This is a genomic window from Bacillus cereus group sp. BfR-BA-01382 (assembly GCF_022663475.1).
Lineage (GTDB): Bacteria > Bacillota > Bacilli > Bacillales > Bacillaceae_G > Bacillus_A > Bacillus_A thuringiensis_S.
On the sequence record NZ_JAKUFQ010000030.1, the window covers coordinates 1 to 22476 of the forward strand.

Consider the following 22476-nt stretch of genomic DNA (forward strand, 5'->3'; position numbering starts at 1 on the left):
AAATTGTTGTGTGTAATTTGTACATCGTTTTAGAAAAGCTTCCAGACCATTCTGTTTATATTGGTTTACCCAATTCAAAATGATTGTGTCACTTATACCGAGCGATCTACCCATTTCTCGATAACTTTCATTTCCGTTCAAATAACGTAGAACGATTTGTATTTTTTCATCAGCTGTAAATTTAGCCATAGAAAAACTGCACCTCCAATTGTTAGACTGTGTCTAACAATTGGGGTGCAGTTCATTAAATCCTTACTCTTTTTACTTTTATTGTGTGAATAATTGTCGTTTTTGTATACATCAATTTAATATATGTGTAGTTGTGTGATTTAAATGTTGCATATTCTTTTTAAATTAGAAAGATGAAAAGTAAGTTTTTTCGGAAAATTTAAATAGAAACTATTGACTTTATGATTGGATTTTTAATACAATGATACTTCGACTGAAAAATTAGAACGGACAGGAGGGAATCGTCGAAATGAGCAACATATTTGAAGATGAGTTACAAAAAATGAAGGATACTTTGCATACGATGGATGAGCAATTGGATAAGCTTGAAAAAATCCCAGTTTATTATGGAGAAGATTTTAAGGAGCAAATTCTTGAAAGTATGAGAGAGTCTAATAGACAAAATTTACGTATTGGTGTGCAAGAGCCGTACTTTGGAAGGTTAGATTTTCAGGAAGATGGTAAAGAAGCAGCTATGCCGATTTATATTGGAAAAGTAGGGGTTTCGGATATGGACACGATGAAACCAATCATTATTGATTGGAGAGCACCTGTCGCAAGTATGTTTTATTCATTTACCGGTGGAGAAGAATTAGCATTTTATCAATCACCAGATGGGTTAGTAGAAGGTGATGTGTATTTAAAACGAAACATTTCTATTCGAAAAAGAGAACTTGAACGTGTCGTTGATACATATGTAAAAGGAAATGAAGATGTATCACATGCCGATGATTTTCTTCTATATCGATTAGGTGAGAATAAAGATAATAAACTAAAGGATATTGTTTCAACGATTCAATCGGAACAAAATGATATTATTCGTGCGGAAAGAAACTTGCCATTATTAATTCAAGGGGTTGCAGGGAGCGGAAAGACAACAATTGCTTTACATCGCCTTGCTTTTTTGATTTATGAATATCGTGAGCAGCTAGAAGCTGAGAGAATGATCGTATTTGCGCCGAATAGTCTGTTTTTAGACTATATTTCGAGTGTACTTCCTGAATTAGGTGTAGGGAATATTAGTCAAACAACGTTTCCGGATTGGGCATTACGCACGTTAGATGATTCAGTGAAACTAAAGCAGACAGAAGAAAAATTGAAAGAAGCATTTTCAATTAATCGTGATGAAGAAAAGGTTATGCTCGGTAAATTGAAAGGTACACTGGAATTTAAGTTCTTTATTGAAGAGAGAATGATTCAATTTGAAAATGAATTAATACCAACAAGTGATTTTGAGGCATGGGACAAAGCTATTATTCCAGTAGAAGACATAAAAAAATGGATGCAAGTTGAATATAAACATTATCCATTAAAGAAAAGAAGAGAAAGATTAGTCGGCCGAATGAAGCGCTGGATTGAAATTGAACTGAAAAAGTATGGAGAAACAAACGAGAAGAAATTATTAAAAAAAGAAGCGACAAAGAGATTGAACACTTATATGAAGTTTTGGCCGAAAATGAGCCCACTTTCACTATATAGTTCAATATTGAAAAGTAAAGAAATACTCGAAGTATTGCCTGAAGAACTTGTGAAAGAAACTGAAAAGAGTTGTCGTAAAAAAGAAGTGTATGTAGAAGATTTACCAGCTTTAATTTACATACATCACCGCATAACAGGTATTGAAATCGGACAGAAATTCCATCACGTCGTTATTGATGAAGCGCAAGATTTTCCACCATTCCAAGTTTATGTATTAAAAGAAATTACACTAGGTAATTCTTTTACTATATTAGGTGATTTATCTCAAGCAATTTATGATTATCAAGGAATTGAAGATTGGAGTGCTTTTAAAGAAGTATTCCAAGAAACAGGTTATTATGAACTGACGAGAAGTTATCGTTCTACAAAAGAAATTATAGAATTTGCGAACGAAATAATTAAAAATGCAGAGATTCCAGTTGGGCTCGCAACACCAGTTTTTCGCAGTGGTGAAGATGTTAAGGTAATCCATGCAGAAGATCAATTTAATGAGATTATGAAGACGTTAAAACATCTACAAAACGAAGATGTGAAAACCATTGCGGTAATAGGAAGAACAGACGATGAATGCCGCGATATATATGAGAAATTAACAAAAGCAGGATTGGCTGTAAACGTTATTGAAGCAGATCAAAGTAAATATGAAGGTGGTATTTCAGTAGTACCTGTCTATTTAGCGAAAGGTTTAGAATTTGATGCGGTGCTTTTAATTGATGTGGATGAAGAACATTACAAAAACACAAAACATGATGCAAAGTTACTATATGTCGGATGTACGAGATCACTTCATGATTTATGGATTTTCCATAGTGGGGAAGCGTCACCTTTAATTAAAGGATTAAAATAAAGTGAAACTATAATCAGTGGGGAGTTTTACTGCAAGCTAATGTGGGATAAATATAAAAAGAGGATTTTCTAGTACTGTATGAAAATCCTCTTTTTTATATTGAAATGGTAGATGTGTAAAATGACAATAAAGTTATTTAATTTTAAAACCTAAAACAAGTATAACCCCGCTCTAAATTTAGGACGGGGTTAAAACATAGTTATTTAATTTTCGATATAAGATACTTCACTGTACTTAAAAATATAACAATAAAGTCGTTTGAAAATCTAAGTTTTATTCAACAATATCGCCCATTGTTGAATAATGTTCAATTTTAAACGAATAAAGCCATTAATATTAAATTTTGATAGCTATCATCCAATTTTACACCCTTTGCTTTTCTACCCTCTTCAAAGAAGCCTAGATTCTTATATAACTGGATTGCACCTAGATTATCTTCCATTACCTCAAGACAAACTTTTTCAATCTTACTGTTATTTTTAGCCCAATTGATTAACGTTTCTAGAAGAGCTCTTCCAATACCATAATTTCGATATTCAGGTAGTATGGTCATCGCAAAAGCCCCTTGATGACTAATTTTTTCTTTGTTTCCGTTCTTAAAATCTATTGCACCGACTAACTTACCATCAACTTCAGCAATAAACTGTACATAATTTGGATTTTCATGATAAGCTTTTAACGTTTTTTGAATAGCATCGATACGCACCTTTTTTACATCCTCAACCGTACTTAGCGTGTATGGAGCGTTTATTAAAGCTTTTGAAGCAGAATCTAGTATTCTTTCTGCATCCTGTTCTTTAGCTTCTCTAATTATTACTGTTTTTCCATCCTTAGATTTATAAGTAAAAACATTAGTTGATAAGATACTACACACACCCTTTCGGAATATAATTAATTAAAATTTTTAACTGTTTCGCGATTCTTAAGTAAGAAAAAGTCGTATCACCTTTTTCTGCATTCGCTCTGCTTCAACTTAATAACGATTATTTCAAATGTTTCTAATTTTTACAATAATTTATTCCGTTATATAACCCGATTTTTGAATAACATGACTGGCGTTTTTTAAACAAATTCATTATCTCTGTACAAGATGAATTAACGACTTGAGCTGTTGTATAAATAATATACAATGACCTTTTCTAATTCCTTAGTTTGTCCTTTTTCCCGTATACGAACGGCATCTACTGGAATTTGTGTATGTTTTAACCAATCTAGAATAAGGTGTAGTTGTAGTTGTAGTTGTACTTGTATTTGACCAATGTGTAGCTTCTTTATGTTCTTATTCTGAATTCTATTAATTAATTGCAGCATATAGGGAAGTTTTTCTATACATTCGCTTAAATCTCCGCAATAACCTGAAGGGAATTCATTTGTACCAAATTCTAAAGTATTGATGTAATTAGAAACTAGGTATATCATGGCTTTTTGTTCGGTATAACCACCTAATTCAATCGCTTTTCGAAGGGATTTTTCTAAATCGTCTTCTTTATTGCTAGAGTCCATATAAATTCCTATCCATCTAAAAGGTCTTGAATCAATCGGATTGTTTTCTGTCCATCTATATAGAATATCAATTAGAAAACTATTTAGTGAGAAAGTTAAGACCTCATCTTTTTCGTTTAATGCATCTAAAATAGTAAACAGCGAAATGGCAAACTCTTCTTGATCTTTTGATTCCCATTTCTTTGCATTTGAAATAAATGTCTCTAAATGTTTATAAGCTAATTTTCGAAGTCCCGCTTCGCGATGCTGACAGTAACAAATAAAATCATGCCAATGTTCATTTGTATTCATATTTATAATAATGGTTTGTAATGCAGTGTGAGGTTTATGTATTATAAGTCCCCCAATCTATTAAGAACGTGTTGAAAATTTAGTGTTATTATATCATTACATAAATTAAAAAGGGAGAGTTACTATGATTACAAAAGTAATTACGAAAAGTAATTGGGAAATCGCAAAAATAATTGGAGAAATTAATGAAGATTCACTTATAGAAGAGGGATTTATTCATTGTTCATTAGTAGATCAAGCTTTAAAAGTTGCAGAAAAATATTTCAAGCATGAAGAAGATGTTTTATTACTTACAATTGATCCAGCCCTATTAAAAGCAGAAGTAAAATATGAACTTGCTTCTAACGGTCAAGAATATCCGCATGTTTACGGAGTAATTAATGTTGAGGCGATTGTAGAGGTTGTTCCATTGCATAAAGAAAACGGAGAGTTTATCCCGCATTAACAGACAGCTCGATTGGTGAGGGCTGATAATCAGTGGGGAATGAACCAAACCCCCACTGATTAAAAAAGATAAGTATGTTATATATGTTAGTGAGAAAAGCGCAAATCATATAGTTAGTGTGTTTTATTATCCGTTTTTTTGTAAAAAATATTGTTTTTATCACACTAATACTGTACGATACATAGTATAAAACATATACTGTATGACATATAGTAATGGAAAAGAGGTGAGTGAATGGATGCTTTATTAAATTCGTTAATTACTGAACTAAGAAGAGGAACATTAACATTAGCGGTTTTAAGCCAGTTAAGAACACCGCAGTATGGGTATTCACTTGTCCAATTATTGGAGAAATCAGGGATCACAATCGATCAAAGTACTTTATATCCACTACTTCGCCGATTAGAAAAGCAAGAGCTAGTGACGAGTAGTTGGGATAAAACGGAGAGTAGACCGCGTAAGTATTACGTTTTAAGTGAATACGGATTAGAGATATTTTTGCAGTTAAAAAAGGAATGGATAAAGGATTCGAAGGAACTTTATAACTTATTAAAGGAGGACAAGAATGAATTTAATTGATATTTATGTCGAGGAAGTAGCGAAGAGATTACCTGAAAAAAATCGTGAAGATATTATTCTTGAACTACGGTCAACAATCGAGGATATGTTACCGGATGATTATAATGAAGATGATGAAAAAAGAGTTCTTGAAAAATTGGGAAGTCCAGTTGCATTAGCTAATGGGTACTTGGATAGACCAATGCATTTAATTGGACCACGTTATTTTGATGTATATATGACATTATTAAAAATGATCTTACCAATCGCAGTTGTAATTGCGCTTATTTCAATGGTTGCAGAAAATTTTATTAGTTATAGTGGTGATCAGGCTGTATTAAATGTTATTTTAAAATTGATAGGTGAAGGCATTGGAAGAACGTTTGAAGTAGGTTTCCAAGTATTTTTCTGGCTGACAGTTGTGTTTGCTGTTATAGAAAGAACGGATAAAGAAAAGGACCCACAACCATTAACAACAAGTTTAAAAAAATGGACGCCAGATGATTTGAAAAATATTGCGTATATCCCGAAGAAAAAGGCGATCTCAAAGTTTGAAGTGTTTGGAGGTCTAATGTGGACGGCAATATGGGCTACACTTTACTTCTATGCGAATCATCTCGTTGGCGTATACAATGGTACGGAAAATGGACTGAAGTTTGTCTCGCCAACTTTTAATCAAGATGTTTTACTGCAGTACTGGCCAATTGTTGTAATTATGATCGTTTTTGAAATAGGTATATCCCTTTATAAATTAGTGCAAGGAAAATGGACGCAAAGATTGGCGATTGGAAATGCTATTCTTCAAGTAGCTGGGACGATAGTATTCATTGTAATTGTAGTAAATCCACATTTATTTAACACAGGATTTATTACGTATTTGGCAAATGCATTTACTATTTCCACAGAGGAGTTTAAAACGTGGCTCATTGGGGGAGGAATTTTCTTCTATACGTTATCTGCTGCAATAAATATATTTGATGGTTTCCGAAAAGCTAGTATTCGTACGTAGATAAAAATCGGAAATTTCGGTAAAATAAAACTATTAAAAAGATAGTGAAATAAGATGAACATGATGAAAGGAAGAAAACAATGATAAGGGAAGCAACGAAAAGAGATTTAGCATACATTTTAGATATTTATAACGATGCGATACTTTATACAACAGCTGTATATGCGTATAAACCTGTAACCCTTGAAAATAGAATAGATTGGTATGAACAAAAAAAGGCCGAAGGGTATCCAATTTTTATATACGAATTAGATAATAAAGTAGTAGGATTTGCGACATTCGGCCCATTTAGAGCGTGGCCTGCTTATAAATATTCAGTTGAACATTCTGTGTATGTAGATAAGACATATAGAAAAAATGGCATTGGGTCTTTATTCATGAAAGAATTAATTAAAATTGCGAAGGAACGAGAGTATATGACCTTAATTGCTGGAATTGATGCAGAGAATGAGAAAAGTATTGCCTTGCATCAAAACTATGGATTTGTTCATGCAGGGACAATAAAAAAAGCTGGTTATAAGTTTAATAAATGGCTAGATTTAGCTTTTTATCAGCTGGAGCTTAACGGTCCTGAAAATCCTATAGAAGAATAAATATTTTTCGGTAGCAAGAAAAAATTCATGCTACCTTTTTCTTATTTTAATAGCTGATGAAAAGGTTTTTTATATTCAATATTGAATTATTAGAAGTTAATATAACGATATGAAAAGAGGGATGGAAATGGAAACTGTCATAAATAAAATAAAAGAGGTACAATCTAATTATGTGGGAATGGAAATTTATTCTACAAAAAACAATCGTATAGTTGCTTCATATAATAGTGAATTAAATATTCCGTTAGCATCAGCAGCAAAATTAGTTATTGGATTTGTAGTAGCACAAATGGTGAAGGAAAATAAACATAATTGGAATGATATACTTCATCACATTAAATTTAATCCGCATGAAGATAGTACGCAGTTATATCCGCATTTACAAGGAAGAACTTCTTTAACACTTAGTCAAGCGGTCGAGGTAATGATAGCTTGTCATGATAGTTACGTTGCACAGTCAGTTGTAATGCACTGTGGTGGATGGGATGCTGTGAAAATGTATGTACAAACGTACTTTTCAAAAATTCATATACAAGAGAATGCTAGAGATGAGAAAAATATTGGAGACTTAAATGAAGTTCTTGCCCTTTTGATACAAACCTTTCAAGGTTATAAATCAGAACCAGAATTATGGGAACCAATTATTAGTGGCATGGTAAGACAACAAGGAGAGTATGAAGAAATCCCATATTATCATTTAGCTCATATGACAGGTGGATTGCTCACAGCTACAATAAATATTGGTATAATAGGAATGTTTAACGAATTTCCGCTTCTTTATGTGATTGGGGGAAAAGATTTACCGAATCGACGTGAAAATAAAGAGGTAGATGAAGCTTTTACAGTAGTTTTAAAGTACATATACAAAGAATATAGTGAAAACATGCTAGGAGTGAGCGGTTGAAAAGAAACTTAAAGACTTCAACAATCATTATTTTAATTTTAACGATTATTGCTCTTGAAGTTGGAATCGCACTATCTAATCACAATTTGTCATTAGATACAATTTACTTTGCAGCAATCCTTATTTGTATTGTATTGCTTTTTGGTACACGTGTTTCTGAAAAGAAAGAAAGTAAATCGAAACGAGGGCGAAGAAAAACAGCTCTTATATTTTGGCCATCTATTTTATTGTCTATCACTTGTTTCGCAGTTATAAGTTACATAAGGATAGGCTATGTCTCTGTACCAGGGATAATTGGCTTTTCATGCTTTGTTACATATGGTGGATTCGTATGTATTAGTATTTTAAAGAGAAAAAATAAAATGTAGCTTACTGAGCTGAAAGGAAGCAATATATATGAAACATATAAAGAACGGTACACGCACTGAAGGAGAATATATTAAAAATAAAGTTATTCAATATAATATGTCCATCTTAACAGATGAGGCAAGACAGACGATGGAAGAAGTAAGCCTCGTAGTAAAAAATGAAGAAGGAAAAATTTTTGGTGGCGTAACAGGTACGATGTATTTTTATCACCTTCATATCGACTTTTTATGGGTTGATGAATCAGTTCGTCATGACGGTTATGGTAGCCAACTTTTACATGAAATTGAAGGTATTGCGAAGGAAAAAGGGTGTAGATTAATATTGCTAGATTCATTTAGTTTCCAAGCACCAGAATTTTATAAAAAGCATGGTTACAGGGAGTATGGTGTCGTTGAAGATCACCCGAAAGGTCATAGTCAGCACTTTTTTGAAAAGAGATTATAAAGTGAAACTTTAATCAGTGGGGGTTTTACGGGTAGCCGGATCCCACCAAACTTCTTTGCTTTTGCTGAATTTTGAGGTGGGGTCTTACTGCACGGCAAATAGCGGGATAATAATATTATGTATACTGGTTGATGGGAGAAAGCATATGTACACGTATAAATTGCAACAAGAACAACCAGTCTGTGCAGAAAAAATAAAAAAACTTTATGATTCTGTCGGTTGGTGGCCAGAAAGAAAAGAAGTCGATATTGAAATAATGTTAAAGAATAGTATAGCAATTGGAGTATGGGAAGAAAATGAATTAATTGGATTTGCTAGAGTCGTTTCTGATGGTGTTTTTCGAGCATACATTGAAGATGTTGTCATACATGAGAGTGTAAGAAATAAAGGTATTGGAGAGAAGATGCTTACAATATTACTTCGAGAAATATCTCATATTGATATTGTTAGTCTATTTTGCGGAGAGAAGCTAATAAAGTTTTATGGTGAGCAACAATTTCAAGCAACGAAGCAAATTGTGATGCATCGTAATCAAACAGGGAAAGAATAAGAGGTGCCAATTAAAATGAATGCAACAAGAGCGTACTGTTTATCGAAAAGAAAAGCGACAGAAGATTCTCCAGATGGTTGGAGTGCAACATGTATGAGGCTTAATAATAAAATATTTGCGATAGTAAATCATGAAGAAGGTGAAAAAGCTGCGATTACATTGAAGTGTGATCCAGAAGTCGCATTAAGAATAAGAGAAGATTATCCAGAAACAATTATTCCAGGGTATCATATGAATAAAAAACATTGGAATACCGTTTATATTCGTAAGGGTATAGAACAGGAGCAAATAAATAAAATGATTGATTGGTCGTATGATTTAGTACTACAATCATTTTCAAAGAAAAAGCAGCAGGAGTTAATGAATTAATATGTATTAGGAGTGTGTGTAATGAAAGATTCGATTAAAGATACGTATGATAAATTAGCGAGTACATATAAAGAAAATCTAGATTTCGCAAATCCATATAACAGTTATTATGAAAGACCGGCGATGATGGAGCTTATTCCAAAGGAACTAGAAGGAAAAAAGATACTAGATGCTGGATGTGCAGCTGGATGGTATACTTCTCAATTCATAGGAAGAAGAGCAAATGTTACAGCAATTGATATAAGTCCTGAAATGGTAAAAGCAGCAAAAGAAAATATAGGAGAAGAAGCAACGTTCCTTTGTCATGATCTGCAAGAAACATTGCCATTTGAAGATAGTACGTATGATGTGATTGTAAGTTCGTTAACTCTTCATTACTTAGAAAATTGGAATCAAGTATTTCAAGAATTTCGTCGTGTACTGAAGCCAGATGGAGAACTTATTTATTCTATTCATCATCCTTTTATGGATTTCACAAAGTTTCCATGTGAAAATTATTTTGAAAAACAGTTATTAATAGATACTTGGGTTAAACCGAATATTACTATTGAAGTCAAGTTTTTCAGAAGGTCACTACAAGACATAATAAATGAAACTACAAATTATTTTGTATTAGAAGAGATAGTGGAACCGAAGGCAGTTGAAAAGATGAAAGAAGTAGACGAAAAATCATATTATTATCTAAATATGAATCCACATTTTCTTATCATAAAAGCAACTAATAAATAGCTAGTAAAATAACTTTATTTTACTAGCTATTTACAGTTATACATTATATATTAGGAGACTTTAAAATGAATACGAAACGAAATAGAGTATTATATGCACTATTTACTATAGTTGTTATTATTTTAGGTCTTAGCTCAAGGAAGTTTTCTTTTGCACTACCACATCTATTAAATGATTACTTAGGCGATGCTTTATGGGCATTAATGATTTTCACTGGCTTTGGATTTTTGTTTCTTAAAACAGAGACGAAGAAGTTGTCTTTTATTAGTTTAATGTTTTGCTACGGGATTGAAGTGAGCCAATTGTATCATGCTGAATGGATAGATAGCATGCGTGCAACGACTTTGGGTGGACTCGTGTTGGGATACGGTTTTTTGTGGAGTGATTTAGTGGCTTATACAATTGGTGTTGGAGTGGGAATACTGTGTGAGGTTATTTTTCGGAAGAAATAAGAATTGTAAAAGGAGTATTTGTAAATGGAACAAGCACTGGAAATTGCAAAGTTTTGGTTTCAAAATGAACATGTCACAGCTACTGTAATGCAACCAAAAGTAGCGAAGGTTATATGCAAGAATAAAGAGTATATTTTAAAGAGAACGGGATCGATAGACCAACTTCTAGTTGAATTCGATGTTTTGGATCAACTGTATGAAAAGGGAATTAAAGTACAGAGAGTAGTAAAGACAGAAAATGATGAACAATATGTATTATATAAAGAAAAATATTATTGCTTATATGAGTATGTTGCCGGAAGTGTTTTAGAAATAAAAGATACGGATAAGCTGGAAAGGCTAGCAAGTACAATTGGAGAAGAAATAGCTAATCTGCACAAAGCATTATATTCGGTGAATAGTGATCATGAGTTAATAAAAAGAAATTTATATAAGACGGTATTTGAATGGGCTATACCAATTTTAGAAAAGAATGAGTATGTTCATCGAGAGGTAATTCAAAAGATGGAGCGAATGCACACAGATTTCAAGGAAACGGTCCATCCATTACCGAGACAAATTATTCATCGTGATATGCATCTATCAAATGTAATCTTTAAAGATGATAAACTGGAAGGGTTTATAGATTTCGATATTTTAGAAAATAATGTAAAAATATTTGATATATGTTATTGCTGTACAAGTGTATTAAGCGAGGTATTTAGTGATGAAAGATTAAGAGGAAAATGGTTACATATCGTTAGCAAAGTCTTTGAAGGTTATTATAAACAAAATGATTTAACGAAAGAAGAACTAAAAGCTATTTGGTATGTTATGCTTTCAATTCAAATTATCTTTATTGCTTATTTTGTCCAGTTACCAGATTTATTAAAGTTAAATGAAGAAATGTTCTTCTGGATCTTTGCTAATAAGGAAGATATTGAAGAAGTTATAGAAGGTATCGTAAAGGTATGAAAAAAATAATATTAATTGGTTCTGGTGGTTCAGGAAAATCTACACTAGCAAGACAGTTAGGAAATAAATTAAATATTAAGGTGCATCATCTTGATGTATTATTTTGGAAACCGAATTGGGAAGGTGTTCCGAGAGAAGAACAAATAACAGTTCAAAATAACTTAATTAAAGATGAGAAGTGGATTATTGATGGGAATTATGGCGGGACGATGGGTATCAGACTGAATGCAGCTGATACAATTATTTTCCTTGATATTCATAGAACAATTTGTATTTATCGTGCTTTTAAAAGAATTGTAAAATACCGAAATAAAACAAGACCAGATATGGGCGCGGGGTGTGAAGAAAGATTTGATTTGCAATTTTTTAAATGGATATGGGAATATCCTAATGCTAAACGACCTACAATTTTAAAAGAGTTAGAGCAATTGCCCGAAGAGAAAAAGGTTATTGTTTTAAAATCTCCAAATGAGGTTCGGAAATTTTTAGAGCACATATAATAATAGAATGTAACACAAAAATTCTTTGTGGATCTTACCGATTAGTTTAATAAAACTAATCGTTTTTTATTATGAAAAATTTAACGCTTTTTGAAAATTGTATTTTGTAATGAGTATATGACTATAAGTTCATATAAAATGAACGTTTGGAGGAATAGAAAATGACTAACGATTTAATTCAACTAATCGATTCATTAATGGTCAATATTCCAGCTGGAGAGGTAGTATTAAGAGATGATCGAATAAAAAAAGAATGGCTAGTACAAATTCAACCATTTCTTCTTGCAAAGTATGCTGTAACAATGGAACTATATGATGCTATTACAAATAGTACATTAAATAATTTTGAAAAAAATCATAAACCAGTTGTAAATATTTCATGGAACGATGCCATTGCGTTTTGTAATGTACTTTCAAAAATAGCGGGATTAAAAGAATATTATTCTATTAGTGATGTTGGTCAAATTGTGAAATTTAATTTAGATTCGAATGGCTACCGATTACCATCTGAGGCAGATTGGCAATATGCATGTAAAGCAAGTACAACCGGATATACATACGGGAAACTTCTTGATATAGCGTGGTATAATGAAAATTCAAATGGACAAATTCATGACGTTGGCCAAAAGGAACCGAATGCATGGGGACTTTATGATATGCTAGGGAACGTTTGGGAATGGTGCTATGATTTGTATGATGAAAAAGTATACGGATCATACCGCATTTTTCGTGGAGGTAGTTGGGCGGAGGCAGCGAGAGGTTGCGGCGCTACTTGTCGTCGCCGAAGCCATCCCACATTTCATATAGAAGATCTCGGTTTTAGACTTGCTAGGTCAATTTAGCAGGAATATGATACGAACAACAAAGAAAAGAGTATGGAGAGAATCCATACTCTCGCTAACATAGAAATGATTTAACGTAAGGAGTGTTTATAATGGCGCGTGTTTTATGTATTAACGCTGGATCAGAAGGACATATAAATCCAACTTTACCGGTTGTAGAAGAATTGATTTCTCGCGGTGAAGAGGTCGTTTATTTCTCAATAGAAGCTTTCAGGGAGCGGATTGAAAAGACAGGTGCTACTGTACGAACGATTGATGATCAAAAATTTATAAAAGCGTTTCTATCTGGAGGCAGAAATTATTTACAGGAAAGAATAAACGGTCTTCTACATACAGCGGATATTGTTATACCTAGTGTTCTAGAACAAATTGAAGGTGAACATTTTGATTACATAATTCATGATTCTATGTTTGGCTGTGGGCACTTAATTGCTCAAATTCTTAAACTGCCATCCATAAATTCATGTACATCTTTTGCGCAGGATGAAAAATCTTTTGAACAAATGTTAGGTCATCTGTCAAAAAATATTCCAGTAGAAATTCATGATAAAATACAGAATGATTTTCAAAACTTAACGAAGGGAATTGCTGAAAAATATGGTGTTGAAATAAAATCACAGTATGAAGTTTTCTGTAATCCTGCACCCCTTACTATTGTGTATACAATTAAGGAGTTCCAGCCTTTTGGTGATACGTTTGATGAAACATATAAATTTGTAGGACCATCTATCTCTGCACACGTGAAAAACAGAGACGTTGATTTTACTTCAATTGAAGAAAAAAGTCCGATTTATATTTCATTAGGTACTGTTTTTAATGAAGCGATTGACTTTTATAAACTGTGTATGAAGGCCTTTGAGAATAGTGAGCATACAATTGTTATGTCTATTGGTAATAAAACGAAAATAAGTAATCTAGGCGAAATTCCTAAAAACTTCATTGTGAAACACTATGTGCCTCAAACCGAACTGCTTACTTATACGAAACTATTTATTACACACGGCGGGATGAACAGTACGCATGAAGGACTATATAACGGGGTTCTGCTCGTTGTAATACCGCAAAGTGCAGATCAGCCAGCAATCGCAAAGCAAGTGGAGAGTCTTGGAGCAGGAGTTCAATTACATATGAATGAATTAACCGTGGAGAAATTGCGTGAAAGTGTGGAGTTAATTTTAAATAACCCTTCATATAAAGAGGCTGCTTTGAATTTGAAGGAATCATTCCGAACATCGGGTGGATATAAGGAAGCTGTTGATGAAATTTTCACATTTGTAGGTCAGTAATAAATATAAAGTTATACATGAAAAAAGTGTCTATATTAAATGATATAGACACTTTTCTGTTGTAAGAAGAGAAGAATTGTTTAAATGGAAAAAATGAAAATACTAAATGTGAATTTTGAGAACTAAGTCTACAATTTCTGCTGCACACTTTTATTTTATCCCGTATTAACCGACCGTAAAACCCCAACTAATTAAAGTTTTACTTTATGATTTCAGGATGTGGTTTTATATGTTAGTAATAATTTCACTGTTTCTGCACAACTTCTGCACATGCTTAGGCGAGTTCTATGTCATGATATATTCATAAAGTGAAATATTTCACAAGGAAAAAATATATTTTCACTGCGGTGTATGCATAATTAATACATACATCGGTACAAGTTTGTCTCTTGTTATTCTTTTACATCAAAGCCCACATTCCACTACAAAGTATAACAAGAAGGAGACATGAACATGAATAATCGATTTTTAAAACAACTACAAAACATGAAAATGAACAAAAAAAGTTTAGGAGCTGTAGCATTAACAGCTGGAATTATTAGTACGACACTTATTCCTCAAAATGCTTATGCGCACGGTTTTGTTGAAAAGCCCGGTAGCCGATCCGCTTTATGTAGTCCAACTTATGGTGCGCTAAATGTAAACTGCGGAAGTGTTATGTATGAACCACAAAGTTTAGAAGCTCCAAAAGGGTTCCCACAAGGTGGTCCAGTAGATGGACAAATTGCTTCAGCAGGCGGAAAATTTGGTGGTATTTTAGATCAACAAACAGCAAATCGTTGGTTTAAAAATACAATCACTGGTGGGGAAAATACATTTACTTGGAAGTATACTGCGCCTCACTTAACGAGTAAGTGGCATTACTATATTACTAAAAAAGGATGGAATCCAAATAAAGCGCTAACAAGAGCAGATTTTGAACCAATTGGAACTGTGCAACACGATGGTTCTGCAGCTTCAAATAATTTAACTCATAAAATTAATGTACCTACTGATCGTAGTGGATATCATGTGATTTTAGCAGTATGGGATGTAGCTGATACAGCAAATGCATTCTATAATGTAATTGATGTTAATCTTATTAATGATGTGAAACCAGACATAGAAGCGCCAAGTATTCCAAATGGACTTCAGACGAAAAAAGTAACAGCGAATAGTGTAGAACTAACATGGAACTCTTCTACGGATAATGTAGGGGTAAAAGGATATCAAATCTTCCGTAACGGAGAGATGATAGATACAATACTAGGCACTCATTTTATTGATAAGAAATTACAACCAAGCACAGAATACTCTTATACTGTAAAAGCAATTGACGCAGCTGGAAATGTATCGAAAGAAAGTACAGCGCTTACAGTAAAAACAACAGTTGCGACTCCTGATACAGAAGCACCAACACAACCAAAAGGATTACATAGTATGGGAACGACAGCATCAAGTGTGGATTTAATGTGGAGTCCATCTGACGATAACATTGGTGTAGACCATTATGATATTTATAGAGAAATAGAAGGATTAATGAAAAAGATTGCAACATCCAATACAACTTCTTATATGGATAAAAATCTGCTTGCTAATACTACTTATAAATATGTAGTGAAAGCTGTTGATGTAGCTGGAAATGAATCCGTACAGAGTGATATATTCACAATTACTACAAAAGCTGAAAGCGCTTCATATGAAGCGTGGGATGCAAAAAAAGCATATAAAAAGGGAGATAGAGTTCTACACGAAGGAAAAGTATATGAAGCAGTCCAGAGTTATCAAGGAAATGGTGATCCAAACTGGATTTATGCATTATCATTATGGAAAACAGTGTAAGCTTTACCTAGGCATGAACTAAGAGATGATGGGCTTTGATGCAAAAGGGAATCTTGAGAATTCGCTTTTCTATTTATAATAAAGACGACGTATTCAGCGTCGTCTTTTTTTCTAAATTTTACTTCCCTTCATTCAATGATGATAAGTCCCGTAATTAATTAAACTAAAGTGTTATTTTAATAAAATAGCGGGAAAAGGAGAGATTTATAGAAAAATCGTTGTGTATGATTCTAAAATGTTTTTGAAAATGTATGGAGTGAAATAAAAAGAACCCTTTGTAAAACGGGTTCTTTTGGTGCGTTAATCTATTAATTACAATCTTGATGATATTCATCACACGAATCTTTATTATCGTTACAGCAAATACAAAATGTTTTTTGCACAAATAAACTAACTATACTAGTAGGGCCTTCCTGTTTCGTAAAAGTAAGACTTTGAAAATCTTCAACTTGAAATATTTTTGTTTGAACAGGTTGTAATGTTGTAGTAATTGGGCGGCTAGATTTTCTTGTTAGAATAGTTACTTGAACGGGTGCACTCATCCCGACAACGAATAACTGAATTAATGTTTTATTATGATTGTTTGTGAAATCCTCAAATACAGTTTGTGGAGCGGTGGTTTCAAGGAAAACAGATAAAGGTATATTTCCATTTGCATTTTCTTCAGAACCAGTTATCGTATGAGTTTCAATAAAACAGTTATTTTTTTGATCGTTCGAATACGATTGGTTTTTATAATATTTTTTACCATCTTTATAAAAATAATTAGCCATAATTATTTTGCTCTCCTTTCTTTGGAATATCAATATATAGTATTAATTAAAAGGAAAGAGTGCTTGTACTAAAGAATAATATCCGCTCTTGAAAATAATTGAAAAAACAATTTGATATGCATACTATTTGAGAATGTTGTAGTTTCTAACTAAAAATAAGCACACATTAAAGTGTGCTCTAGATAAGAAAGGTAAGAATCTTATGAATGGAGAATCTCCATTCAATAACATATGCTTGTCAAATTTTAAGGTGAAAACTTTTTAACAAGAAAGTTATTCAGAAAATTTTCCTGTGATGATAAAATTATATTTTTGATTTTAAATGTTTGGAATTATGGATGTCGAGATGGATTTTTAAAAAAATTATAGAAATTTAATTTTACTATAAATAAAGGAGCAGTTAGCCAAGTGTAACTAATCGATATATAGATATTATATTGAGTTATGTATTGTATTCGAGGAGGAATAAAGAATGTGTACGTATTGGGAAACGTATTTAGAGAATTCTCCGAGAAGCAAGAAAAAAATAAATGAGCCGTTAGCAAAAGCTAACGGCAAACAGGGATGTCACACTAGATGTATTTATAATATTAAAGAAATATTGATTTTTATTCAAATGGAGAGAAGTAGGCTATTAACATGGAGATGCATAAATTCATATCCTGTAAGTAGTAAATTAATGACGGGATAGATTGAAAATGGATGATCCGATTAAGGAGATAGTTGGTGCTTGGTTTGTTGCAATAGGGACAATTATTGCTGCGGTTGGTAGTACACCTTTTAAAAAATTGAATGACGAATTAAGAAGAGATTTAAACGTATGGGGGAATGTATTACAGGCAACAGGGAACGGCCTAGAAGCTGATGGACAAGGGGAAATATCTCTTGAAAAAATTGGTAATGAAATCCAATCAATTGGTAATGTAACGGTTTTAACAGGACTCATTATAGAATTTGAAGATAATACACAAAAAAAAGTAGTGATTGCAGGGAATTGGATTCAAGCATTAGGTGGTATTACATCAATAGGTGGTGAATTAGAGGATAGTTCCGACATAGATGAATCGTATAACATTGTTGGGAATGTGTTACAAGCGACTGGAAATTCATTACAGGCAATAGGTGGAATAGATGAATTGAAAGCTAGTCGGGATAAAGTGGAAGAAATTTCGGAAGGAAATGAGGAGGATGGACAGATTATAGTGATTACGGGGAGCTGGATTCAAGCGGTTGGTTCAGTAGTTTCATTAATCGGTCAAATAAGAGAAGAAAGACAAGAGATTTTAGACAACAATTCATAGTGAGTTTAATAAAATATTCTTTTTAAAGTGAAAGCAAACAGAATATAGTGCGAATAGAAAACTAGAGAATGCCAATTTCATTAAGGGTGTTTTAAGACTATGTATGCTAGGTTCTTTGCTTTCAAGTTAAAAGTTCTTTCATTGGAATATTCACTAAAGAGACTTTCAAGTGAATAAGATACAGAGAGGTGACTATATGAATAAACAATATAGTCACCTTTCTATTATGATAACATTTTCGTCATAAGTATATGTGGAATGCTATCTTCCATGAATATATCAGAAGAAGTTTGATAGCCTAATTTTTTATAAAATCCTTCAGCTTGTGTTTGACCGTGTAGCTTCACTTTTGTAACTTGTTCGTTACGAGCAATTTCTTCTAACGTTTGAATGATAACTTTACCTAATCCGTATGTACGATAATCTTTTAAAATACAAATACGTTCTAATTTTCCGACACCATCAACAAATCGTATACGCCCTGTGCCTACAGGAAACTCATGATAATAAACTAAAATATGTTTACATTGCTCTCCGATTTCATCGAATATATCGAATTCATCTGCAAGAGGGACACCTTGTTCTTTTACAAATACTTCTTTTCGAATGTGAAAGGCAGTTTCTAAATCAGTAAGTTCTGTTATAAGTTTGGATTGCAAAATGTTCAGTCCTTTCTAGTGTAATCAGCTTGTGTTTTCATAGTATATCATAATAAAGTGCTATTAAGAGAAGATGAACATACTAAAAAGCCAACTTTAAAAAGTCAGCTTTTATTACAATTCCTTTATCCCATTTTTAGTGCAGATAATTGCTTTACTCGTCATACTTATAAACAATCCTGTTTCAACTACACCAGTAATCATTTTTAATTGGGTGTGTAAATGGGCAGGATTAGAAATATGATTAGAGAATATACAATCGATAATCATGTTATTGTTATCGGTTATATAGGTTTCATTATTTTTCAAACGTAATGTTGTTTGACACCCTAAAGACTGAATTTTATTTTCGGTTTGTTTCCATGAAAAAGGGATGATTTCAACAGGTAATGGAAAATTACCTAAATGTGTTACAAGTTTCGATTCATCAGCAATGATAATTAGTTCTTTAGAGGAAGAGGCAACGATTTTTTCACGAAGTAATGCACCACCACCGCCTTTTATAAGTTGTAAATTTGAATCGATTTCATCCGCTCCATCAATTGTAAGATCAAGACTTTGTACGTCGTTTAACGAAATTAGGGGGATATTTAGTTGCTGTGCTAATGCTTCAGTTTCCTTTGATGTCGGTACAGCTTGAAATGATAATCCTTCTTTTACATACTCACCTAATTTTTGTATTGTCCAATATACAGTAGAACCTGTACCAAGCCCAATCTTCATGCCATCATTTACAAAGTTAGCAGCATATTCGCCAGCGAGTTGTTTTAAATTCATCGCTTTACTCCGCCGGACGTGGCCCAGCATCAAGACTTGAATTTTCAACTGTAAGTACCGGACGAACGACTATATCTTTATGTACACGCATTTGACAAGATAATCGTAAATGATCTTCAATCCCTTTTTCCGTCATTGCATGTTTCTCATTCGCACTCGCTTCACAGAAATCACCTGCTAGTATTTCTACTCTACAAGTCGTGCAACGTGCATTCCCGCCGCAACGATGGAGAATGTTGACACCGCTATCTTCAATTGCTAATACTAACTTTGTTCCTTCTTTCACATCAAAAGTTCCCGCACCTTCAATTGTTAATTTTGGCAAATTTGTTCCTCCTCACGTAAAATTGTACATAACATATTTATGACCGCGAATTCTTGAACATAAACATTATTTTTTTATACCCCCGTAACTTTTTTAAATGTAGAATCGTTTATTAAGTAAGCGCTGAAAAGGAGTGGTTATTTTGTGCACAAAAGTAACTCATGTTTTAAAGAATCATATCGATATGAATCATTCAAATATAAATTTTTTAATTGAACAATATGGAGAGCTAAAAAGATACTGTACTTTTTTAACGAAAAACAAATGGGATGGGGAAGATCTCGCCCAAGAAACGGTGTGTAAAGTGCTTCAAAAATATAGAAATAAAGATATTTGTATGACACTCGTCTATAAAATAGCTAGAAATCGTTGGTTAGATCAGATGAAGTCTAAGTCTGTTCATGAAAAAATAAGAGAACAAATCACTGTTGAAGAACCACATGAGAACATTGCAGATTTGCATGAAATGGTAGGGAAAGTATTGTCTTCATTAAATGTACAGCAATCCGCAATTTTATTATTAAAAGATGTTTTTCAATATAGTATCGCTGATATTGCTAAATTGTGTTCTGTATCAGAAGGTGCAGTGAAAGCTTCTTTATTTCGGAGTAGAAATAGGCTGAAAACTGTAAGTGAAGAAGGGATCGAGATAGTCGAATTCACAGAGGATATTGAAGTTGTTGTAACGTCTATTCGTGAGGAAAGACCGGAATTGTTAACGAAACTTCTTCCGACAATAGATTTTACTAAGTTACCATCTAAACAGCCAGTCTTATTATTTAGTGTAAAAGAACCTTCTTCCTACAGTTGTATGCTTTGCGTTGCATAACAAGTATTGGGGGGATTTAAAATGAATGCAATTCCATATGTAGTAGAACAAACAAAATTAGGAGAACGTTCCTATGATATATATTCAAGGCTATTAAAAGACCGCATTATTATTATCGGTTCAGAAATTAATGATCAAGTAGCGAGTAGTGTCGTAGCTCAACTATTATTTTTAGAAGCAGAAGATGCAGAAAAAGATATATATTTATATATCAATAGCCCAGGAGGTTCAACGACAGCAGGTTTTGCAATATTAGATACGATGAATTTAATTAAACCAGATGTACAAACGCTATGCATGGGCTTTGCGGCATCATTTGGTGCATTGTTATTATTATCAGGAGCAAAAGGAAAACGGTTTGCGCTCCCTAACAGTGAAATTATGATTCATCAGCCGCTTGGTGGTGCACAGGGGCAAGCAACAGAAATTGAAATAACAGCAAAAAGGATATTAAAGTTAAAGCATGATATTAATAAAATGATTGCAGAAAAAACAGGCCAACCGATTGAAAGAGTAGCGCATGATACAGAAAGAGATTATTTTATGACCGCAGAAGAAGCTAAGGAATATGGAATTGTAGATGATGTTGTTACGAAAAAATAAGATGAAAAGGCTAGAGGATATGTTAATTCTCTAGCCTTTTTATTAATCTTTTACCCATTCATCAACTAATGCTTGATTTTTTTTAATCCATTTTCGCGCAGCTTCTTCAGGATCTTTTGTTTTATTTAACATGACCATTAACGTACCAAGTTGTTCATCGGTCATTTTCCATTTATCAAAGTATTTTATAACATCTGGGTGATCTTTTTCGAAACCTTTACGAACGGAGTAATAAATGTCATCTTTTTCACCATATACTTTCTTAGGGTCTTTTAAATATTTTAAGTCAAATTCTGAAAAACCCCAATGCGGATTCCAAAGCGTAACAGCGATTGGTTTCTTTTTCGTATATGCTTTCTTTAATTCACTCATCATCGCAGCTTCTGAGGATTGGACAAGTTTTAGTTTTATATCATATTCTTTCATTGCTTTATTCGTTAAATTCATAAGACTACTACCAGGTTCGATACCGACAATTTTATTATCTAATTCATCTTTATGAGCATTTAAGTCTTCAATACTGTTAATATTTTTCACATAGGAAGGTACGACTAGACCAAGTCCAGTACCTTCGTACCATTTTGATTTTAAGACAATATCATCTTTATAACGATCGTTTAGCGGCTTATCCGTAACGGGTAGCCATACTTCTAAATTCGCATCAACATCACCACGAGCGACACCAGTCCAAATTGCGGCTTTTTCTAAATACATGAGCTCAACTTTGTAGCCTTTTTCTTCTAATAAAACTTTCCACATGTTTGCAGTTGCAATATTTTCTTTCCAACTTGTTACACCAAGTTTAATTTTCCCTTTCGAATTTGCATTTGTTGCATTACATGAAGTGAAAATCATAGTAATAAATAATGCAAGGCATATAAACCAAATTTTCTTTCGCATCGAAAACCTCCTAAGTAGTGTTTGCCTTATAAAATAAATGTATAAGTAAGCATTCTTATTATGAACGGAAACGAGAATTTTAAAGAAATCTTATGAATGTCATTTTTATGTAATATTTCTTTGCAAAATCGCAACA

General features: G+C 32.9%; 29 protein-coding genes. 21 read left to right on the forward strand and 8 right to left on the reverse strand.

The genetic code is table 11. The features are described 5' to 3' along the window. Positions 1-189 (reverse strand): transposase (locus MR160_RS14370; RefSeq protein WP_242297637.1); only part of this gene is annotated, 189 nt, incomplete at its 3' end. A 289-nt stretch (positions 190-478) separates the two neighbouring features. Between MR160_RS14370 and MR160_RS14375 the strand changes: the two genes are divergently transcribed. Continuing rightward, positions 479-2554: a HelD family protein gene (locus tag MR160_RS14375; protein ID WP_000065164.1), complete on the forward strand. Its 2076-nt coding sequence runs from the start codon at positions 479-481 to the stop codon at positions 2552-2554. 313 nt (positions 2555-2867) lie between these two features. Here MR160_RS14375 and MR160_RS14380 read toward each other — a convergent pair whose 3' ends face one another. Together MR160_RS14380 and MR160_RS14385 are read right to left on the reverse strand one after the other, a co-directional pair. Next, a complete protein-coding gene (locus MR160_RS14380; RefSeq protein WP_000337120.1) occupies positions 2868-3428 on the reverse strand; it encodes a GNAT family N-acetyltransferase in 561 nt (186 codons plus the stop codon). A 221-nt stretch (positions 3429-3649) separates the two neighbouring features. Continuing rightward, positions 3650-4348 carry a hypothetical protein gene (locus MR160_RS14385; protein ID WP_242297640.1) on the reverse strand — a complete coding sequence of 233 codons (699 nt, stop codon included), beginning with the start codon at positions 4346-4348 and terminating at the stop codon, positions 3650-3652. A gap of 124 nt (positions 4349-4472) precedes the next feature. On the opposite strand from MR160_RS14385, the gene MR160_RS14390 reads away from it, so the two are divergent. The 16 genes from MR160_RS14390 to MR160_RS14465 all read left to right on the forward strand — a co-directional run bounded on the left by MR160_RS14390 (position 4473) and on the right by MR160_RS14465 (position 16173). Further along, the gene (locus tag MR160_RS14390) at positions 4473-4793 is read left to right on the forward strand and encodes a DUF952 domain-containing protein (RefSeq protein WP_000629079.1); all 321 of its coding nucleotides are present in this window, start codon (positions 4473-4475) and stop codon (positions 4791-4793) included. 234 nt (positions 4794-5027) lie between these two features. Then, on the forward strand, positions 5028-5372 hold the full coding sequence (locus MR160_RS14395) for a PadR family transcriptional regulator (protein WP_000339346.1): 345 nt from the start codon (positions 5028-5030) through the stop codon (positions 5370-5372). Then, positions 5359-6360, forward strand: coding sequence for an HAAS signaling domain-containing protein (locus MR160_RS14400; protein WP_001048843.1), 1002 nt, complete (start codon positions 5359-5361; stop codon positions 6358-6360). The genes MR160_RS14395 and MR160_RS14400 overlap by 14 nt, the downstream gene beginning before the upstream one ends. Before the next feature lie 80 nt (positions 6361-6440). Beyond that, a complete protein-coding gene (locus tag MR160_RS14405; protein ID WP_000617519.1) occupies positions 6441-6953 on the forward strand; it encodes a GNAT family N-acetyltransferase in 513 nt (170 codons plus the stop codon). Positions 6954-7080: 127 nt separating this feature from the next. Continuing rightward, the gene (locus tag MR160_RS14410) at positions 7081-7857 is read left to right on the forward strand and encodes a serine hydrolase (RefSeq protein WP_242297641.1); all 777 of its coding nucleotides are present in this window, start codon (positions 7081-7083) and stop codon (positions 7855-7857) included. Then, positions 7854-8225, forward strand: a complete 372-nt coding sequence (locus MR160_RS14415; RefSeq protein WP_000827988.1) for a hypothetical protein — start codon at positions 7854-7856, stop codon at positions 8223-8225. Before MR160_RS14410 ends, MR160_RS14415 begins: the two co-directional genes overlap by 4 nt. Positions 8226-8253: 28 nt before the next feature. Then, on the forward strand, positions 8254-8670 hold the full coding sequence (locus MR160_RS14420) for a GNAT family N-acetyltransferase (protein ID WP_000680538.1): 417 nt from the start codon (positions 8254-8256) through the stop codon (positions 8668-8670). Positions 8671-8815: 145 nt separating this feature from the next. After that, positions 8816-9220, forward strand: coding sequence for a GNAT family N-acetyltransferase (locus tag MR160_RS14425; RefSeq protein WP_000288980.1), 405 nt, complete (start codon positions 8816-8818; stop codon positions 9218-9220). Positions 9221-9235: 15 nt separating this feature from the next. Then, the gene (locus tag MR160_RS14430) at positions 9236-9589 is read left to right on the forward strand and encodes an MmcQ/YjbR family DNA-binding protein (RefSeq protein ID WP_000994625.1); all 354 of its coding nucleotides are present in this window, start codon (positions 9236-9238) and stop codon (positions 9587-9589) included. Positions 9590-9610: 21 nt separating this feature from the next. Further along, positions 9611-10318: a class I SAM-dependent methyltransferase gene (locus MR160_RS14435; RefSeq protein ID WP_000655259.1), complete on the forward strand. Its 708-nt coding sequence runs from the start codon at positions 9611-9613 to the stop codon at positions 10316-10318. A 65-nt stretch (positions 10319-10383) separates the two neighbouring features. After that, positions 10384-10770, forward strand: coding sequence for a ribosomal maturation YjgA family protein (locus tag MR160_RS14440; protein WP_001093452.1), 387 nt, complete (start codon positions 10384-10386; stop codon positions 10768-10770). 24 nt (positions 10771-10794) lie between these two features. Beyond that, positions 10795-11724, forward strand: coding sequence for a phosphotransferase enzyme family protein (locus MR160_RS14445; RefSeq protein WP_000434085.1), 930 nt, complete (start codon positions 10795-10797; stop codon positions 11722-11724). After that, positions 11721-12224 carry a DNA topology modulation protein gene (locus tag MR160_RS14450; RefSeq protein WP_000720571.1) on the forward strand — a complete coding sequence of 168 codons (504 nt, stop codon included), beginning with the start codon at positions 11721-11723 and terminating at the stop codon, positions 12222-12224. The genes MR160_RS14445 and MR160_RS14450 overlap by 4 nt, the downstream gene beginning before the upstream one ends. A 161-nt stretch (positions 12225-12385) precedes the next feature. Next, positions 12386-13066, forward strand: a complete 681-nt coding sequence (locus tag MR160_RS14455) for a formylglycine-generating enzyme family protein (protein WP_242297642.1) — start codon at positions 12386-12388, stop codon at positions 13064-13066. A gap of 92 nt (positions 13067-13158) precedes the next feature. Continuing rightward, positions 13159-14352, forward strand: coding sequence for a macrolide family glycosyltransferase (locus MR160_RS14460; protein WP_000124873.1), 1194 nt, complete (start codon positions 13159-13161; stop codon positions 14350-14352). Between the two features lie 453 nt (positions 14353-14805). Beyond that, positions 14806-16173 (forward strand): lytic polysaccharide monooxygenase, encoded by a 1368-nt coding sequence (locus MR160_RS14465; RefSeq protein ID WP_001065141.1) that lies wholly within the window; start codon positions 14806-14808, stop codon positions 16171-16173. 308 nt (positions 16174-16481) lie between these two features. Here MR160_RS14465 and MR160_RS14470 read toward each other — a convergent pair whose 3' ends face one another. Beyond that, positions 16482-16946: a hypothetical protein gene (locus tag MR160_RS14470; RefSeq protein ID WP_000024965.1), complete on the reverse strand. Its 465-nt coding sequence runs from the start codon at positions 16944-16946 to the stop codon at positions 16482-16484. 472 nt (positions 16947-17418) lie between these two features. Here MR160_RS14470 and MR160_RS14475 point away from each other — a divergent pair, with 472 nt between their 5' ends. Together MR160_RS14475 and MR160_RS14480 are read left to right on the forward strand one after the other, a co-directional pair. Next, positions 17419-17637: a hypothetical protein gene (locus tag MR160_RS14475; RefSeq protein WP_000337734.1), complete on the forward strand. Its 219-nt coding sequence runs from the start codon at positions 17419-17421 to the stop codon at positions 17635-17637. A gap of 7 nt (positions 17638-17644) precedes the next feature. Beyond that, positions 17645-18247 carry a DUF6944 family repetitive protein gene (locus MR160_RS14480; protein ID WP_000342603.1) on the forward strand — a complete coding sequence of 201 codons (603 nt, stop codon included), beginning with the start codon at positions 17645-17647 and terminating at the stop codon, positions 18245-18247. A 224-nt stretch (positions 18248-18471) separates the two neighbouring features. Here MR160_RS14480 and MR160_RS14485 read toward each other — a convergent pair whose 3' ends face one another. From MR160_RS14485 to MR160_RS14495, 3 genes are all read right to left on the reverse strand, one after another. Further along, positions 18472-18906, reverse strand: a complete 435-nt coding sequence (locus MR160_RS14485) for a GNAT family N-acetyltransferase (protein WP_001190875.1) — start codon at positions 18904-18906, stop codon at positions 18472-18474. Between the two features lie 114 nt (positions 18907-19020). Continuing rightward, positions 19021-19683 carry a ribose 5-phosphate isomerase A gene (gene rpiA / locus MR160_RS14490; RefSeq protein ID WP_001049995.1) on the reverse strand — a complete coding sequence of 221 codons (663 nt, stop codon included), beginning with the start codon at positions 19681-19683 and terminating at the stop codon, positions 19021-19023. 4 nt (positions 19684-19687) lie between these two features. Further along, a complete protein-coding gene (locus MR160_RS14495; RefSeq protein WP_001125391.1) occupies positions 19688-20008 on the reverse strand; it encodes a 2Fe-2S iron-sulfur cluster-binding protein in 321 nt (106 codons plus the stop codon). Between the two features lie 142 nt (positions 20009-20150). Here MR160_RS14495 and MR160_RS14500 point away from each other — a divergent pair, with 142 nt between their 5' ends. Then, on the forward strand, positions 20151-20837 hold the full coding sequence (locus MR160_RS14500) for an RNA polymerase subunit sigma-70 (RefSeq protein ID WP_000337517.1): 687 nt from the start codon (positions 20151-20153) through the stop codon (positions 20835-20837). Positions 20838-20858: 21 nt separating this feature from the next. Continuing rightward, the gene (gene clpP / locus MR160_RS14505; protein ID WP_000991620.1) at positions 20859-21440 is read left to right on the forward strand and encodes an ATP-dependent Clp endopeptidase proteolytic subunit ClpP; all 582 of its coding nucleotides are present in this window, start codon (positions 20859-20861) and stop codon (positions 21438-21440) included. 42 nt (positions 21441-21482) lie between these two features. On the opposite strand, the gene MR160_RS14510 is transcribed toward clpP, so the two are convergent. Then, positions 21483-22340 carry a glycine betaine ABC transporter substrate-binding protein gene (locus tag MR160_RS14510; RefSeq protein ID WP_001227626.1) on the reverse strand — a complete coding sequence of 286 codons (858 nt, stop codon included), beginning with the start codon at positions 22338-22340 and terminating at the stop codon, positions 21483-21485. Between the last annotated feature and the right edge of the window lie 136 nt (positions 22341-22476).

Excerpts from the sequence above, each read along its gene's own strand:
- MR160_RS14375 (WP_000065164.1), top strand. The coding sequence starts at position 479 with ATGAGCAACATATTTGAAGATGAGTTACAAAAAATGAAGGATACTTTG.
- MR160_RS14385 (WP_242297640.1), bottom strand. The coding sequence starts at position 4,348 with ATGAATACAAATGAACATTGGCATGATTTTATTTGTTACTGTCAGCAT.
- MR160_RS14390 (WP_000629079.1), top strand. The coding sequence starts at position 4,473 with ATGATTACAAAAGTAATTACGAAAAGTAATTGGGAAATCGCAAAAATA.
- MR160_RS14395 (WP_000339346.1), top strand. The coding sequence starts at position 5,028 with ATGGATGCTTTATTAAATTCGTTAATTACTGAACTAAGAAGAGGAACA.
- MR160_RS14400 (WP_001048843.1), top strand. The coding sequence starts at position 5,359 with ATGAATTTAATTGATATTTATGTCGAGGAAGTAGCGAAGAGATTACCT.
- MR160_RS14405 (WP_000617519.1), top strand. The coding sequence starts at position 6,441 with ATGATAAGGGAAGCAACGAAAAGAGATTTAGCATACATTTTAGATATT.
- MR160_RS14410 (WP_242297641.1), top strand. The coding sequence starts at position 7,081 with ATGGAAACTGTCATAAATAAAATAAAAGAGGTACAATCTAATTATGTG.
- MR160_RS14420 (WP_000680538.1), top strand. The coding sequence starts at position 8,254 with ATGAAACATATAAAGAACGGTACACGCACTGAAGGAGAATATATTAAA.
- MR160_RS14425 (WP_000288980.1), top strand. The coding sequence starts at position 8,816 with ATGTACACGTATAAATTGCAACAAGAACAACCAGTCTGTGCAGAAAAA.
- MR160_RS14430 (WP_000994625.1), top strand. The coding sequence starts at position 9,236 with ATGAATGCAACAAGAGCGTACTGTTTATCGAAAAGAAAAGCGACAGAA.
- MR160_RS14435 (WP_000655259.1), top strand. The coding sequence starts at position 9,611 with ATGAAAGATTCGATTAAAGATACGTATGATAAATTAGCGAGTACATAT.
- MR160_RS14440 (WP_001093452.1), top strand. The coding sequence starts at position 10,384 with ATGAATACGAAACGAAATAGAGTATTATATGCACTATTTACTATAGTT.
- MR160_RS14445 (WP_000434085.1), top strand. The coding sequence starts at position 10,795 with ATGGAACAAGCACTGGAAATTGCAAAGTTTTGGTTTCAAAATGAACAT.
- MR160_RS14450 (WP_000720571.1), top strand. The coding sequence starts at position 11,721 with ATGAAAAAAATAATATTAATTGGTTCTGGTGGTTCAGGAAAATCTACA.
- MR160_RS14455 (WP_242297642.1), top strand. The coding sequence starts at position 12,386 with ATGACTAACGATTTAATTCAACTAATCGATTCATTAATGGTCAATATT.
- MR160_RS14460 (WP_000124873.1), top strand. The coding sequence starts at position 13,159 with ATGGCGCGTGTTTTATGTATTAACGCTGGATCAGAAGGACATATAAAT.
- MR160_RS14465 (WP_001065141.1), top strand. The coding sequence starts at position 14,806 with ATGAATAATCGATTTTTAAAACAACTACAAAACATGAAAATGAACAAA.
- MR160_RS14470 (WP_000024965.1), bottom strand. The coding sequence starts at position 16,946 with ATGGCTAATTATTTTTATAAAGATGGTAAAAAATATTATAAAAACCAA.
- MR160_RS14475 (WP_000337734.1), top strand. The coding sequence starts at position 17,419 with ATGTGTACGTATTGGGAAACGTATTTAGAGAATTCTCCGAGAAGCAAG.
- MR160_RS14480 (WP_000342603.1), top strand. The coding sequence starts at position 17,645 with ATGGATGATCCGATTAAGGAGATAGTTGGTGCTTGGTTTGTTGCAATA.
- rpiA (WP_001049995.1), bottom strand. The coding sequence starts at position 19,683 with ATGAATTTAAAACAACTCGCTGGCGAATATGCTGCTAACTTTGTAAAT.
- clpP (WP_000991620.1), top strand. The coding sequence starts at position 20,859 with ATGAATGCAATTCCATATGTAGTAGAACAAACAAAATTAGGAGAACGT.
- MR160_RS14510 (WP_001227626.1), bottom strand. The coding sequence starts at position 22,340 with ATGCGAAAGAAAATTTGGTTTATATGCCTTGCATTATTTATTACTATG.